This window comes from Streptomyces sp. NPDC086023 (genome assembly GCF_044540325.1).
Classification (GTDB): Bacteria; Actinomycetota; Actinomycetes; order Streptomycetales; family Streptomycetaceae; genus Streptomyces.
Genome location: NZ_JBITRX010000005.1, coordinates 154,300 through 169,827, shown reverse-complemented (window position 1 = coordinate 169,827; position 15,528 = coordinate 154,300). Strand labels below are relative to the sequence as shown.

The window sequence follows — 15,528 nt, the reverse complement described above, 5'->3', positions numbered from 1 at the left end:
TGGGCCGAGGCCCCCGGCGGCGTCCACCGGGGGCCTCGCGGATCCCTCCTGCGTGTGATCGTTTACCGCTGATCGCTTCGGGTGAATATGCCGCCCGAAAGAGCCCGGCCCGATCCGGGGGTACCCCTAGGGTTCCTTCGACAGCGGCGGGGGCGGGGAGGGCCGCGGGGGCAGCTCGCCCTCCTGCGGGACCACCTGCTTCTCGGCGGCGAAGTGGCAGGCCGACGGGTGCGCGGCCGGCCCGCCGGCGGACCGGAACCACTCCGGCACCGCCAGCAGCGGCACCTCCAGCGCGCACTTCTCCTGCGCCTTCCAGCAGCGGGTGCGGAAGCGGCAGCCCGAGGGCGGGTTGGCGGGCGAGGGGACGTCGCCGGTGAGGATGATCCGCTCGCGGTGCGCGCGGGCACCCGGGTCGGGCACCGGGACGGCGGACAGCAGGGCCTGGGTGTACGGGTGGGTGGGGTGGTCGTAGATCTGGGAGTCGGTGCCGATCTCGACGACCCTGCCGAGGTACATCACGCCCACCCGGTCCGAGATGTGCCGGACGATCGACAGGTCGTGCGCGATGAAGACGTACGACAGCCGGAACTCGGACTGGAGCCGTTCCAGCAGGTTGACCACCTGGGCCTGGACGGACACGTCGAGCGCGGAGACCGGCTCGTCGGCCACGATGACCTCGGGCTGGAGGGCGAGGCCGCGGGCGATGCCGATGCGCTGGCGCTGGCCGCCCGAGAACTGGTGCGGGTACCGGTTGATGTACTCCGGATTGAGGCCGACGACGTCGAGCAGGTCCTGCACCTTGCGGCGCCGGTCGCCCTTGGGCGCGACCTCGGGGTGGATCTCGTACGGCTCGCCGATGATGTCGCCCACCGTCATGCGGGGGTTGAGCGAGGTGTACGGGTCCTGGAACACCATCTGGATGTTCCGGCGGACGGCTTTCAGGGCGCGGCCGGAGAGCTGCGTGATGTCCTCGCCCTTGTAGAAGATCGAGCCGGAGGTGGGGCGTTCGAGGTTGACCAGCATCTTGGCGACCGTGGACTTGCCGCAGCCGGACTCGCCGACGATGCCCAGCGTCTCGCCCTCGCCGAGCCCGAAGGAGACCCCGTCGACGGCCTTGACCGCGCCGATCTGCTTCTTGAAGAGGATCCCCTGGGTCAGCGGGTAGTGCTTGACCAGGTCGCGTACCTCCAGGATGGCCTCAGGCATGGAGGCACTCCTTCCAGAAGTGGCAGGCGCTGGCGCGCGGTACGGGCGACTCGGTGACCTCGTACAGCGGCGGCACGTCGGCGCGGCACACGGCCTGGGCCATCGGGCAGCGCGGGTTGAAGGCGCAGCCGGGCGGGATGTTCAGCAGGTTGGGCGGCAGGCCCTTGATGGCGTACAGCTCCTGGCCCTTCTGGTCCAGCCGCGGGATCGAGTCGAGCAGGCCCCGGGTGTACGGGTGGGCCGGCGCCCGGTAGATGTCGTGGACCGGGGCCGCCTCGACGATCCGGCCCGCGTACATCACCGCGATCTTGTCGGCCACGTCGGCGACGACCCCGAGGTCGTGGGTGATCAGGATCAGGCCCATGTTCAGCTCCCGCTGGAGCTCCGCGAGCAGGTCCATCACCTGGGCCTGCACGGTGACGTCCAGGGCGGTGGTGGGCTCGTCCGCGATGATCAGCGAGGGCTCCAGGGCCAGCGCCATCGCGATCATGATGCGCTGGCGCATGCCGCCGGAGAACTGGTGCGGGTAGTCCGTCACCCGCTGCTTGGCCGCCGGGATCTTCACCCGGTCCATCAGTTCGACGGCCCGGGTCCTGGCGTCCTTGCGGGACAGGCCCCGGTGCACCTCGAACATCTCGCCGAGCTGCGCGCCGACGGTGAGCACCGGGTTCAGCGAGGACAGGGCGTCCTGGAAGATCATCGCCATCTCGGCGCCCCTGACCTTGCGGCGCTCGTCCTCCTTCATCTTCAGCAGGTCCTTGCCCCTGAAGAGGATCTCGCCGGACGGGATCCGCCCCGGCGGCATGTCGAGGATGCCCATCACGGCCTGGGCGGTGACGGACTTGCCCGAGCCGGACTCGCCGAGCACGGCGAGCGTCTCGCCCTCGTCCACGGAGTAGTTGACGCCGTTGACGGCCTTCGCGACCCCGTCCCTCGTCTTGAATTCCACGTGCAGATCGCGGACTTCGAGCAGCATGTCCCGTCTCCTTGGCGCTCAGCGCAGCTTGGGGTCGAGGGCGTCGCGCACCGCGTCGCCGAGCATGATGAACGCCAGCACGGTGATGCTCAGCGCCCCGGCCGGCCAGAGCAGCATGTGCGGGGCGTTGCGGATCTGCGGCGCGGCGTTGGAGATGTCGATGCCCCAGGAGACCGTGGGCGGCCGCAGCCCGACGCCGAGGAAGGAGAGCGTGGCCTCCAGCGCGATGTACGTGCCGAGCGCGATGGTCGCGACGACGATGACCGGCGCGACGGCGTTGGGTGCCACGTGCCGCATCAGCATCCGGCCGTTCCCGGCGCCGAGGGCGCGGGCCGCCTGGACGTAGTCGTGCTGTTTCGCGGTGATCACCGAACCGCGGCCGATGCGGGCGATCTGCGGCCAGCCCAGCAGCACGATGAAGCCGACCACCGGCCAGACGGTGGTGCTGGTGACCACGGACAGGAAGACGAGGCCGCCGAGGACGACGGGAATGCCGAAGAAGATGTCGGCCACCCGCGAGAGCAGCGCGTCCCACCAGCCGCCGAAGAAGCCGGCCAGCCCGCCGAGGAGGGAGCCGAGCAGGGCGGCGCCGACGGTGGCGCAGATGCCGACGGTGATGGAGGCGCGGGCGCCGTAGACGGTGCGCGTGTACACGTCGCAGCCCTGGGTGTCGTAGCCGAAGGGGTGGCCCGGCTCGGACCCCTCCTGCGACTTGGACAGGTCGCACTGGAGGGGGTCTCCGTCGGCGATGAGCTGGGGCCAGATGGCGATGACGACCAGGAACAGGATCAGCAGCGAGGAGATGATGAAGACCGGGTTGCGGCGCAGCTGGTGCCAGGCGTCCGACCACAGGGAGCGGGCCTTCTCCCTGGGCCCGGGGCCGTTGGGCTCCAGGTCCTTCTCCAGGCTTTCGGCCTCTTCGAGCGCGAGATCCATCTGTCCGCCTGCTCCTGTGGGGGCGATCGCCTCGCGGCGGCCCGGCCCCAGGGGGTCGTAGTGCCCGGAGCCGGGGGGCGGGGGGCCCTCCGGGACCTCGGGCGGGGTCGCGGGGCGCTCGGGGTCGGGCTCAGGCATAACGGATCCTCGGGTCCAGGACCGCGTAGAGCAGGTCGACGAGCAGGTTCGCCAGCAGGAAGACGATCACGAGGATGGTCACGAAGCCGACGACCGTCGGGGCGTTGTTGCGCAGGATGCCCTGGTAGAGCTGGTAGCCGACGCCGTGGATGTTGAAGATGCGCTCGGTGACGATGGCGCCGCCCATCAGGGCGCCGATGTCGGTGCCGATGAAGGTGACCACGGGGATCAGGGAGTTGCGCAGCAGGTGGCGGGTGATGACCCGCCTGCGCGGGAGACCCTTGGCGGTGGCGGTGCGCACGTAGTCGGCCTTGACGTTCTCCGCGATGGAGGTGCGGGTGAGGCGGGTGACGTACGCGAGGGAGACCAGGGCGAGCACGATGCCGGGCAGGATCAGCTCGTTGAGGGGGGCGTCGGAGGAGACCGTGGGCGACACCCAGCCCCATTTGACGCCGAAGACGAACTGCAGCAGGTAGCCGGTCACGAAGGTCGGCACCGAGATGACGATCAGGGTGAGCACCAGCAGCGAGGTGTCGACGGCGCGGCCCTTGCGCAGGCCGCTGATGACGCCGAAGGTGATGCCGACGACGATCTCGATGACGATCGCGACGAGGGTCAGGCGCAGGGTGACCGGGAAGGCCGAGGCCATCAGCTCGGTGACCGGCTGGCCGTTGAAGGCGGTGCCGAAGTCTCCCTGGAAGATCTGGCCCATGTAGTGCAGGTACTGCTTCCACAGGGGCTGGTCGAGGTAGAGGTCCTTGCGGATCCGGGCTGCGGTGGCGGGGTCGGGGGCCTTGTCGCCGAAGAGTGCCGCGACGGGGTCGCCCAGCGCGTACACCATGAGGAAGATCAGGAAGGTGCTGCCGATGAAGACGGGGATCATCTGCAGCAGCCGTCGGATGACGTAGCGTCCCATAGACGCCTCCGGGGTTCCGGGGGCCGCCCCGGCGCCGTGGCTCGCGCGCCGGGGGGCCCACTCCTAGTGGCGTGGCGTCAGCCGACCTTGATCTGGTCGTAGACCGGGACGCTGAACTGGTTGAGGGCCACGTCGCTCAGCCGCTCGGAGTAGCCGGCGCTGCCGTTCTGGTACCAGAGCGGGATGGACGGCATCTGCTGGGCCAGGATCTTCTCGGCGTCCTGGAACTTCGCGATCGCCGCGGCGGTGTCGCTCTCCTGGTTGGCCTGGTCGACGAGCTTGTCGAAGTCCGCGTTGCTGAACTTCCCGTAGTTGGAGGAGGCGCCGGTGTAGTACAGCGGCTGCAGGAAGTTCTGGATGAGCGGGTAGTCGCCCTGCCAGCCGGACCGGAAGGGGCCGGTGAGCTTGAAGGAGCTCTGCTGGTTGCGGAAGTCCGCGAAGGTGCCGACCGGGTTGACGGTGCAGACGGGGCCCTGGCCGAGCGCGTTGTTGATGCTGTTGCAGACGGCGTCCATCCACACCCGGTGCGAGCCGGTGTCCACGTTGGAGGTGATGGTCATCTTGCCGTCGGGCAGGCCGCCGCCCTCCTGGATGAGCTGCTTGGCCGCGTCCGGGTCGTACGTGCAGAGGTCCCCGCACATGTCCTTGTAGCCTCCCTTCTCACCCAGGGCGGAGGAGGTCCAGTCCTTGGCGGGGCTGCGGGTGTCCTGGAAGATCTGCTTGGTGATCTCCGGGCGGTTGATGGCGCGGGAGATGCCCTGACGGACCTTCTCCTTGCCGGCCTCGCCCCACTTCGAGTACATCGGGAAGGTCAGGGTCTGGATGATGAGGGCCGGCTGGTTGATGTACCGGTCGCCGAGGTCGCTCTTGACGTTCTTCAGCTGCTGCGCGGGCACGTCGTCGACCAGGTCCAGGTTGCCGGCCAGCAGGTCGGTGTAGGCGGTGTTGTTGTCCGTGTAGACCTTGAGGTCGACGCCGCCGTTCTGCGCCTTGTCGGGGCCGGTGTAGCCGTCCCACTTGCGCAGGCTCATGCCGGTGCCCTTGGTGTACGAGTCCACCGTGTAGGGGCCGTTGCCGATGGGCTTGTTGAGCCAGCCGGCGTGGTCGGTGAAGAAGGCCTTGGGGAGCGGGGAGAAGGCCTGGTAGCCCAGGGTGTCCGGCCAGGTGGAGAACTTCTGCTTGAGGGCGACGGTGAAGGTCTTGTCGTCCTTCACCACCAGGCCCTTCATGGTCTTGGCCGTCGGCTCGCCGGATTCGGGGTGCACGTCCTCGTAGCCGACGATGTCGGAGAAGAACGGCGAGTTGTTCTGCTTGTTGCGCACGTCCGCTGCGTAGTTCCAGGCGTCGACGAACGACTGCGCGGTCACCGGCTCGTCGTTGCTGAACTTCCAGCCGTCCTTCAGGGTCACCGTGAAGTTCTTCTGGTCCGTGGTCTCGATGCTCTGCGCGACCATGTCCAGTGCCTCGCCGGTCTTCGGGTCGTAGCGCTTGAGTCCCCGGAAGAGCATGTCCAGGACCTTGCCGCCCTGGACCTCGTTGGTGTTCGCCGGCTCCAGCGGGTTCTGCGGGTCACCCCACGAGGAGCTGACGATGCCGGCTCCGTCCCCTCCACCACTGTCGCTCCCGCCGCCGCAGGCCGTCGCCGTCAGCGCGACGGCGACCGCGCATGCGGCCCACTTGGCGTGGGTGGCTCCGCGCATGGAGTGCCTCCTCTGGCTCCCAAGACTCACTTAGGCGCCAATATCACCCCAAAAAGTGTCGGATCGCACATTATGCGCGGCCGTCCGCGAGCCGGTGTCACCCGGCTGTCACCAGGCTGCCGCCCGGGCACCGGCCAAGATCACCCAGGGTCACCTCCCAGGTGTCGACGGCGTAGTGCGGACGCATCCCCTGCCCTTCGTAGAGCGCGAGCGCACCGGTCGCGTTCAGCGTGTCCACGCCCAGCCCGATGGTGTCCCGGCCGCGGGCCGCGTACACGGCGAAGGCGTGCCGCAGCAGGTGGCCGCCGATGCCGCGGCCGCGCACGTCCGCGCGTACGCCGAGACTGCGCACCCAGCCCATCGCGGCACGGTTGTCCCTGCTCAGCAGCACCGCAACATCGCCGTGCCCGGCCAGCTGCGCGATCCAGACCAGGGACCAGTCCATCGCCCCGCGCGGGGCGCCGAGGTCGTCGAGCCACTGCTCGTACGAGCGGTGCTGGTGGTCGAAATGGGCCGAGAAACTGTCCATCAGCAGAGCGTGGGCACTCCGCTGGTCCGCCTCCGTCTCGCAGGCGCGCAGGGTCAGGCCGTCGAGGGGCGCGGGCGGCAGGTCCGCCCCGGCGGCCAGGTCACGGACCATCACGTAGTGGCGGCGCACCCGCCCCCAGCCGCGGCCGGTCAGCAGGGCCGTGTCCAGGGTGGGCCGGATGTTCAGGTTGAGGTGCAGCACCGCGGTCGGGGAGCCGCCCTCGCGGGCCCGCTCCAGCGCCCGGGCCTCCATCAGCGCGAGGAGCCGCTCGCCCGCCGCACCGTGGCCGGGCAGGACGTAGTGGTCGGCGTCGATCCGCGCGGGGTCGCCGTCGCACCAGACCACGGCGTACGCGACCACGCGCCCGCCCTCGACGGCCAGCCAGGAGTCCCGGGCCAGGTCCACCTCGGGGTGCAGCAGGTCCGCCTCGACGTCGGAGAGGTCGGTCTCGGGCCGCCCGATCTCCGCGGTGTCCACCGCGTTCATCAGGCCGCAGATGTCGGACGCGTCGTTGGGCCCGGCGGGCCGTACGGTCAGCATCGGCCCACTTTCGGGCCCGGCGCCCCGCGGCCGCAAACCCATTTCCGCGGGGCGGCGGGCCGGGGCCCGCGGGCCCCGGGAACGGCGCAGGGCGCCCGGCCGACGGTGCGGACCGGGCGCCCTGGCGCTCGTACTGCGGTACTGCGGGTACTACGGGGTGCTGCGCGTGCGGATCAGACGGCCAGGACGGCCTTCTCCTCCGCGAAGTGGCACGCCGACTCGTGCGCGGCCGGGGAGTCCGAGCCCTTGAAGCGCTCGGGGATCGCCAGCAGCGGCATCTCCTCGGCGCACTTGTCCTGCGCCTTCCAGCAGCGGGTGCGGAAGCGGCAGCCCGACGGCGGGTTGGCCGGCGAGGGGACGTCACCGGTGAGGATGATCCGCTCGCGGTTCGCGCGGGCCTCCGGGTCCGGGACCGGGACGGCCGACAGCAGCGCCTGGGTGTAGGGGTGCGTCGGGTGGTCGTAGATCTGCGCGTCCGTGCCGATCTCGGCCATCTTGCCGAGGTACATCACGCCCACGCGGTCCGAGATGTGCCGGACGATCGACAGGTCGTGCGCGATGAAGATGTAGGAGAGGTTGAACTCGTCCTGCAGCTTCTCCATCAGGTTGACGACCTGCGCCTGGACGGAGACGTCCAGGGCGGAGACCGGCTCGTCGCAGATGATGATCTCGGGGTTGAGCGCGAGGCCGCGGGCGATGCCGATGCGCTGGCGCTGACCGCCCGAGAACTGGTGCGGGTACCGGTTGATGTACTCCGGGTTCAGGCCGACGACGTCGAGCAGCTCCTGCACCTTGCGGCGCCGGTCGCCCTTCGGGGCCACCTCGGGGTGGATCTCGAAGGTCTCGCCGATGATGTCGCCCACCGTCATGCGGGGGTTGAGCGAGGTGTACGGGTCCTGGAACACCATCTGGATGTTCCGGCGGACGGCCTTCAGGGCACGGCCGGACAGCTTGGTGATGTCCTGTCCCTTGTAGAAGACCTCGCCCGCGGTGGCCCGCTCCAGGTTCATCAGCAGCTTGGCGACCGTGGACTTGCCACAGCCGGACTCGCCGACGATGCCCAGGGTCTCGCCCTGGTACAGGTCGAACGAGACGCCGTCGACGGCCTTGACGGCGCCGACCTGCTTCTTGAACAGGATGCCCTGGGTCAGCGGGAAGTGCTTGACCAGGTTGCGGACCTGGAGGATCGGCTCGCCCTTGGCGACCGGGGCCTCGATCGCGGCCTCCACCTCGGTGGCGACGGCGTCCTTGGCGGCCTCGTCGTTCTTGGTCGGCTCAGCCATGGATCGTCTCCTTCCAGAAGTGGCACGCGCTCTTGCGGCCCGGCAGCTCGCTGCCGTCCTGCTCGGTCACCGGGTGCAGGACCGGGATGTCCGTACGGCAGACGTCCTGGGCCGCGGTGCACCGCGGGTTGAAGGAGCAACCGGTGGGCAGGCGCAGCAGGTTGGGCGGGAGGCCCTTGATCGCGAAGAGCTCCTGGCCCTTCTGGTCCAGGCGCGGGATCGACTCCAGCAGACCCTTGGTGTACGGGTGCGCCGGGCGCTTGTAGATCTCGTGGACCGGCGCGGTCTCGACGATCCGGCCGGCGTACATGACCGCGATCTTGTCCGCGACGTCGGCGACGACGCCGAGGTCGTGGGTGATCAGGATCAGGCCCATGTTCATCTCGCGCTGGAGCTCCGCGAGCAGGTCCATGACCTGCGCCTGGACCGTCACGTCGAGGGCCGTGGTCGGCTCGTCGGCGATGATCAGGTCCGGCTCCAGGGCCAGCGCCATCGCGATCATGATGCGCTGGCGCATGCCGCCCGAGAAGTGGTGCGGGTAGTCGTTGACCCGGGCCTTGGCGGCGGGGATCTTCACCCGGTCCATCAGCTCGATGGCCTTGAGCTTGGCGTCCTTCTTGGACAGGCCCTGGTGGACCCGGAACATCTCGCCGAGCTGGTAGCCGACGGAGAGCACGGGGTTCAGCGAGGAGAGCGCGTCCTGGAAGATCATGGCGATCTTCCGGCCGCGGATCTGCCGCCGCTCCTCGTTGCTCATCTTCAGCATGTCCTGGCCGCGGAAGAAGATCTCGCCCTGCGGGATCTTGCCGGGGGGCATGTCGAGGATGCCCATGATCGCCTGAGCGGTCACGGACTTGCCGGAGCCGGACTCGCCGAGCACGGCGAGGGTCTCGCCGGCGCTGACGCTGTAGTTGACGCCGTTCACTGCCTTGGCCACACCGTCACGGGTGTGGAACTCCACGTGCAGGTCGCGGACTTCCAGCAGGGGGCCGTCGAAGGCCTCCCCGTCACGGGGGGCCGGGACCGTCGCGGTCTTGTCGATGGTGGTCACGTACGCCCTCCTCAGCGCAGCTTCGGGTCGAGGGCGTTGCGGACTGCTTCGCCGAGCATGATGAACGCCAGGACGGTGATGCTGAGCATGATCGACGGGTAGAGCAGGATGTGCTCCGCCACTCGGATCTGCGCCGCACCGGCCGAGATGTCGACACCCCACGAGACGGTCGGGGACGCGAGGCCCAGGCCGAGGTACGAGAGGGTCGCCTCCGCGGAGATGTAGCCGCCGAGCGCGATCGTCGCGACGACGATCACCGGGGCCATGGCGTTCGGAAGGATGTGCCGGAAGAGGATCCGGACGGTGCCGGCGCCCAGGGCCTGGGCGGCGTGCACGTAGTCGGCCTGCTTGACCGTGATCACGGCGCCTCGCATGACGCGGGTGATCTGCGTCCAGCCCAGGAAGGCCAGCGCGAACACCACGGTCCACACCGTGCGGTCGGTGAAGGCCTGCAGGACGACCATGGCGCCGAGCAGGAACGGGACACCGAAGAAGATGTCGGTCACGCGGGACAGGATCGCGTCGGTGATGCCGCCGAAGTAACCGGCGATCATGCCCATGATCGCGCCGAGCACGGTCACGATGGCCGTCACGGCCACGCCGACGATGATCGAGGCGCGGGTGCCGTAGATGACACGGGCGTAGACGCTGCGGCCCTGACCGTCGTAGCCGAACCAGTCCGGCGAGCCGATGCTGCCGAGCTCCGGCTTGGTGAGGAAGTGCTTCACCAGGTCGCCCTCGGTCGGCGAGGCGCTCGTGAACCAGCTCGGGAACGCGCTGATCAGCAGCAGGAGGAAGATCAGCACCGACGAGATGACGAAGTACGGGTTGCGGCGCAGGTCGACCCAGGCGTCGCCCCAGAGGCTGCGGGCCTTCTCGGCCTTCTGCGGCGCTGCGGCGACGACGGGGGCCGAGGTCTCCTCGGCCGGCGCGTCGACGGTCTTGGTGATGTCAGGCATAACGGATCCTCGGGTCCAGGACCGCGTAGAGGAGGTCGACGAGAAGGCTGGCGATGAGGTACACGACGACCAGGACGGTCACGATGCCGACGACGGTCAGGCCCTCGCGGCGCACGATGGAGTCGTAGATGAGACCACCGACACCGTGGACGTTGAAGAGTCCTTCGGTGACGACCGCGCCGCCCATGAGGGCGCCGATGTCGGTGCCGAGGAAGGTCACGACGGGGATCATCGAGTTGCGCATCAGGTGGACACCGATGACGCGGCGCTTCGGCAGGCCCTTGGCGACCGCGGTGCGGATGTAGTCCGCGCGCAGGTTCTCCGCCATGGAGGTACGCGTCAGACGCGCCACGTAGGCCAGGGACAGCGCACCCAGCACGATGGCGGGCGCGAGCATCTCGCCCCACGTCTCGTCCTGGCCGACGTTGGGTTCGATCCACCCCAGCTTGAACGCGAAGACCGTCTTGATGATGAAGCCGAGCACGAACACCGGGACCGAGATGATCAGCAGCGTCAGGATCAGGATCAGGTTGTCGGCGAGGCGGCCGGCGTTGAGGCCGGCGACGATGCCGAGGCCGATGCCGAGGACGATCTCGATGACGAACGCCAGCGTGGCCAGCTGGAGCGTCACCGGGAAGGCGTCGCCCATGACGTCCGTGATCTCACGACCGCTCCGGATCTGCGAGCCGAAGTCGAAGTGGAACAGGATGTCGGAAAGGTAGTTCCAGTACTGCTGAAGGATCGGCAGATCCAGCCCGTACTCATGCCGGAGCTTGGCCAGCGTGGCCGGGTCCGTTCCCTTGTCGCCGAACAGACCCGCCACGGGGTCACCGGGCAGGCTGTACACCATCAGGAAGATGAGCAGGGTCGTCCCGAAAAAGACCGGGATCATCTGGAGCAGTCGTCGTGCGACATAGCGCCCCATCGTGCCTCCGTTTTGAGAATGCGGCAGGCGCGGGACAGGCCCTCCCGTGCGGCACGCGCCTGTTGCGGCGGCGCGTGCACATACGGAAGGGCCCCCCGGACACTGCGTAAAGGCCGGCTGTGGACTGACTCCCCGTCAGCCCACAGCCGTACTGCGGACTACGTCAGTGACTACTTCTTCTTGACCTGGACGGTCTCGAGGATCGGGTCGCCGTCCTGGGCGTACTGGACGCCGGAGACGTTCTCCGAGTAGCCCGCGTTGACCTTGTAGTACCAGAGCGGGATGGAAGGCATGTAGTTGACCAGTTCCTTCTCGATGGCCTGGTACGCCTTCACCGACTCCTCCAGCGACGCGGCCGTGTCGGCCTTGTCGATCTTGGCGTCGAGCTCCTTGTTGGTGAAGTCACCCTGGTTGCCCGCCGCGCCCGTCTTGAACAGGTCGCGGATGAAGTTGGCGTTCACCGGGTAGTCGAGGACCCAGCCGGAGCGGTAGATCGACTTGACCTGCTTCGACTTGCGGGCCTGGAGGTCGGCCTGGAAGTCGGGCTTCGCGTCGCCGACGCACTTCACGCCGGTCGCCTTGGTGATGGAGCCGCAGACGGCCTCCACCCACTCCTTGTGGCCACCGTCGGAGTTGAACTGGATGGAGATGGCGTTGCCGGGAACGCCGCCACCCTCGGCGATGAGGGCCTTGGCCGCGGCCGGGTCGAACTTGGTGACGTCGGAGCCACCGTTGTCCTGGAAGCCCATGACGCCCTTGGCGACCCAGCCGGTGGCCGGCTCACGGGTGCCGTTGAGGACGGTCTTGGTGATCGTGTCGCGGTCGATCGCCTTCGACAGGCCCTGGATGACCTTCGGGTTGACCGGCTTGGTCTTCCACTGCGGGGCGTAGAACGCGATCGCGAGGGTCTGGATGGCGGAGTACGCCTGGTCCACGGCGCGGTCGCCGAGGTCCTGACGGTAGACCGGCAGGTCCTTCGGGGCGATCTGACGCAGGACGTCGACGTTGCCCGACTTCAGGTCCTCGTAGGCGGTCTCGAGGGTGGTGTAGTTCTTGAAGATCACACCACCGTTCTTCGCCTTGTTGTCGCCCTTGTAGCCGTCGTAGCGGACGATCTTGATCTGCTTCTTGTGCTCCCACGAGTCGAACTTGTAGGGGCCGTTGCCGATCGGCTTCTCGCCGGCGGCCTTCGGGTTCGCGTAGAACGACTCCGGCAGCGGGGAGAAGACCTCGTAGCCGAGCTTGTACGCGAAGTACGGGATCGCGGAGACGAGCTCGATGGTGAAGGTGTTCTCGTCGACGACCTTCAGACCGTCCAGCTTGTCGGCGGTGGGCTTGGCGCCCTCCTTCTCCGGGTGGAGCTTCTCGAAGCCCTTGATGTCGGAGAACCAGGAGGCGTTGCCCTGGTTGTTGTTGATGTTCGCGGCCCAGTTCCACGCCTTGACGTAGGACTCGGCGGTCACCTTGGTGCCGTCGTGGAAGGTCCAGCCCGGCTTCAGCTTGACGGTCCAGGTCTTGGAGTCCTTGGACTCGACGGACTCGGCGTTGACCATCGTGAGCTTGCCGTCGGCGTCGTAGTCGACGAGCTGCGAGAACAGGCCCGAGAGAACGATCGAGCCGTTGGACTCCATCGTGTCGGCCGGCTGCAGGAGCTTCTCCGGCTCGCCGACCTCGATCGAGAAGATGCCGTTGGCGTCGACGGCACCCTTGCCGGCGTCGTTCGAACCGCCGTCCTTGCCACCGCCGCAGGCGGTCGCAGCCAGGGCGACGACAATCGCGCCCGCTACCAGCTTGGCGCTCTTGGCACCGCGCATGGGTTTCCTCCTCATGAGTCCACTGATCTACATGAGGGACACGGATACGCAGCCGACACCCCTGACGGCTACGAGACAGTGCCCCGAGTGTGCTCGTGAGTCGGCGCTCCCCACAGCGCGTGACCCATTGACCCGAGCTCAATGGAGCCATCCTTAAGGACGCCCTGGCTGTTAACCACACTTAAAGGGTCTCGGTTTCACAACATCAACAGTGCTCAAAAACCGAAATACGGACAAAGGGAGCGCAGACAGACACGCCCGAAACGGACGGTCAGCGCACGTTCCGGAGTGTGACGACCGGAATCCGGACACTGGAGTGCAACAATCCGTTTGACAAACGCGAACAGCCCGGCCCCCCACGCAGTGCGTGGGGGGCCGGGCTGTTACGGCTGCTGTGACTCAGACTACTTGGCGGCCTTGGCGCGCGAAGCGGTACGCGAGCGCTCCTTCTGGTCCAGGACGACCTTGCGGATGCGCACGGCCTCCGGGGTCACCTCGACGCACTCGTCGTCGCGGCAGAACTCCAGGGACTGCTCCAGGGAGAGCTTGCGCGGCGGGACGATCGCCTCGAAGGAGTCGGCGGAGGAGGAGCGCATGTTGGTGAGCTTCTTCTCCTTGGTGATGTTCACGTCCATGTCGTCGGAGCGGGAGTTCTCGCCGACGATCATGCCCTCGTACACCTCGGTGCCGGGGTCGGTGAACAGCACGCCGCGCTCCTGCAGGTTGGTCATCGCGAAGGCGGTGACCGCACCGGCGCGGTCGGCGACCAGCGAGCCGTTGTTGCGGGTCTGCAGCGGGCCGAACCACGGCTCGTGGCCCTCGTGGATCGAGTGCGCGATGCCGGTGCCGCGGGTCTGCGTCAGGAACTCCGTACGGAAGCCGATGAGGCCGCGGGACGGGACGACGAACTCCATGCGGACCCAGCCGGAACCGTGGTTCGACATGTTGTCCATGCGGCCCTTGCGGACGCCCATGAGCTGGGTGACGGCGCCCATGTGCTCCTCGGGCACGTCGATGGTCATGCGCTCGACCGGCTCGTGGACCTTGCCGTCGACGTCCTTGGTGACGACCTGCGGCTTGCCGATGGTCAGCTCGAAGCCCTCGCGGCGCATCTGCTCGACCAGGATGGCCAGCGCCAGCTCACCGCGGCCCTGAACCTCCCAGGCGTCCGGACGCTCGGTGTCCAGGACGCGGAGCGAGACGTTGCCGATCAGCTCGCGGTCCAGACGGTCCTTGACCTGGCGGGCGGTGACCTTGCGGTCCTTGACCGCGGACTTGGCGTCCGCGCCCTTGCCGGTGCCGCCGCGGCCGACCAGCGGAGAGGTGTTGGTGCCGATGACCATGGAGATCGCGGGCTCGTCGACCGTGATCAGCGGGAGGGCGACCGGGTTCTCCGGGTCGGCCAGCGTCTCACCGATCATGATCTCGGGGATGCCCGCGACAGCGCAGATGTCACCGGGGCCGGCGACCTCGGCCGGCTTGCGGGTGAGCGCCTCGGTCATCATCAGCTCGGTGATGCGGACGTTCGAGATCGAACCGTCACGCTTGATCCACGCGACCGTCTGGCCCTTGCGCAGCTCGCCCTGCTCGACGCGGAGCAGCGCGATGCGGCCGAGGAAGTTGTCGGCGTCGAGGTTGGTGACGTGGGCCTGGAGCGGCGCGTCCTCCTCGTACGTCGGGGCCGGGACGTGCTCCAGGATGGTGGAGAAGAAGGGCTCCAGGTTGGTGGAGTCCGCCGGGACCGTGCCGTCCTCCGGCTTGGTCAGCGAGGCGATGCCGTCGCGGCCGCAGGCGTAGACGATCGGGAACTCGATCTGGTCCTCGTCGGCGTCCAGGTCCAGGAACAGGTCGTAGGTCTCGTTGACGACCTCGTCGATCCGGGAGTCCGGGCGGTCCGTCTTGTTGATGCAGAGGATGACGGGCATCCGGGCCTGCAGCGCCTTGCGCAGCACGAAGCGGGTCTGCGGCAGCGGGCCCTCGGAGGCGTCCACCAGCAGGACGACGGCGTCGACCATCGACAGGCCGCGCTCGACCTCGCCACCGAAGTCGGCGTGGCCGGGGGTGTCGATGATGTTGATCGTGATCGGGGCCCCGCCGTCCTTGGGGTGATACTTCACCGCCGTGTTCTTGGCGAGGATCGTGATGCCCTTCTCACGCTCCAGGTCGTTCGAGTCCATCATGCGGTCGTCGAGCTGCTGGTGGGCGGCGAAGGCGCCAGCCTGCTTGAGCATGGCGTCGACGATGGTCGTCTTGCCGTGGTCGACGTGGGCGACGATGGCTACGTTACGGATGTCGTGGCGCGTGGGCATACTGCGGCGCTTCTCCCGGGATCGTGGATGGCGTCGCGTACGGTCCGGTACGCGAGCCCGCCGGGCGGAAAACCTGCCACGGCCTTACCCCATGGTACGTCGCGTGGCGGGGAGCGCATGCCGGGGGCCTGTCAAGAGGCCGGAGGGCTGAGCTTTCGGGGGCGGTGCTGCTGCGGTGCTGCGGTGCGCGCGGGGCCGGCCCTGAGGTGGGGAGGGTGCGGCCCCGGAGGGAGTCCCGGGAGGTCC

12 protein-coding genes are annotated in these 15,528 nt (G+C 68.3%); all 12 read right to left on the bottom strand.

Annotated elements, in window-relative coordinates:
- Nucleotides 1-126 precede the first annotated feature (126 nt).
- The 12 genes from ACIF6F_RS12370 to typA all read right to left on the bottom strand — a co-directional run bounded on the left by ACIF6F_RS12370 (nucleotide 127) and on the right by typA (nucleotide 15,282).
- Entirely contained in the window at nucleotides 127-1,206 is a 1,080-nt protein-coding gene (locus ACIF6F_RS12370; protein WP_399944956.1) for an ABC transporter ATP-binding protein, read from the bottom strand.
- Complete coding sequence (locus ACIF6F_RS12365; protein WP_399944953.1) at nucleotides 1,199-2,182, bottom strand: ABC transporter ATP-binding protein; 984 nt, start codon at nucleotides 2,180-2,182, stop codon at nucleotides 1,199-1,201. The genes ACIF6F_RS12370 and ACIF6F_RS12365 overlap by 8 nt, the downstream gene beginning before the upstream one ends.
- Before the next feature lie 18 nt (nucleotides 2,183-2,200).
- The gene (locus tag ACIF6F_RS12360) at nucleotides 2,201-3,118 is read right to left on the bottom strand and encodes an ABC transporter permease (RefSeq protein ID WP_399945555.1); all 918 of its coding nucleotides are present in this window, start codon (nucleotides 3,116-3,118) and stop codon (nucleotides 2,201-2,203) included.
- A 130-nt stretch (nucleotides 3,119-3,248) separates the two neighbouring features.
- Nucleotides 3,249-4,172 (bottom strand): ABC transporter permease, encoded by a 924-nt coding sequence (locus ACIF6F_RS12355; protein ID WP_399944951.1) that lies wholly within the window; start codon nucleotides 4,170-4,172, stop codon nucleotides 3,249-3,251.
- Nucleotides 4,173-4,249: 77 nt separating this feature from the next.
- Nucleotides 4,250-5,872, bottom strand: a complete 1,623-nt coding sequence (locus ACIF6F_RS12350) for an ABC transporter substrate-binding protein (protein ID WP_399944948.1) — start codon at nucleotides 5,870-5,872, stop codon at nucleotides 4,250-4,252.
- Between the two features lie 97 nt (nucleotides 5,873-5,969).
- Nucleotides 5,970-6,941 carry a GNAT family N-acetyltransferase gene (locus ACIF6F_RS12345; protein ID WP_399944945.1) on the bottom strand — a complete coding sequence of 324 codons (972 nt, stop codon included), beginning with the start codon at nucleotides 6,939-6,941 and terminating at the stop codon, nucleotides 5,970-5,972.
- Between the two features lie 173 nt (nucleotides 6,942-7,114).
- The gene (locus ACIF6F_RS12340; protein ID WP_399944942.1) at nucleotides 7,115-8,224 is read right to left on the bottom strand and encodes an ABC transporter ATP-binding protein; all 1,110 of its coding nucleotides are present in this window, start codon (nucleotides 8,222-8,224) and stop codon (nucleotides 7,115-7,117) included.
- Nucleotides 8,217-9,275 (bottom strand): ABC transporter ATP-binding protein, encoded by a 1,059-nt coding sequence (locus tag ACIF6F_RS12335; protein ID WP_399944939.1) that lies wholly within the window; start codon nucleotides 9,273-9,275, stop codon nucleotides 8,217-8,219. Before ACIF6F_RS12335 ends, ACIF6F_RS12340 begins: the two co-directional genes overlap by 8 nt.
- An 11-nt stretch (nucleotides 9,276-9,286) precedes the next feature.
- A complete protein-coding gene (locus ACIF6F_RS12330) occupies nucleotides 9,287-10,234 on the bottom strand; it encodes an ABC transporter permease (RefSeq protein WP_399944937.1) in 948 nt (315 codons plus the stop codon).
- Entirely contained in the window at nucleotides 10,227-11,159 is a 933-nt protein-coding gene (locus ACIF6F_RS12325; protein WP_399944934.1) for an ABC transporter permease, read from the bottom strand. Before ACIF6F_RS12325 ends, ACIF6F_RS12330 begins: the two co-directional genes overlap by 8 nt.
- Before the next feature lie 170 nt (nucleotides 11,160-11,329).
- Complete coding sequence (locus ACIF6F_RS12320; protein WP_399944932.1) at nucleotides 11,330-12,973, bottom strand: ABC transporter substrate-binding protein; 1,644 nt, start codon at nucleotides 12,971-12,973, stop codon at nucleotides 11,330-11,332.
- Nucleotides 12,974-13,377: 404 nt separating this feature from the next.
- Nucleotides 13,378-15,282 (bottom strand): translational GTPase TypA, encoded by a 1,905-nt coding sequence (typA, locus tag ACIF6F_RS12315; RefSeq protein ID WP_399944928.1) that lies wholly within the window; start codon nucleotides 15,280-15,282, stop codon nucleotides 13,378-13,380.
- Nucleotides 15,283-15,528 lie beyond the last annotated feature (246 nt).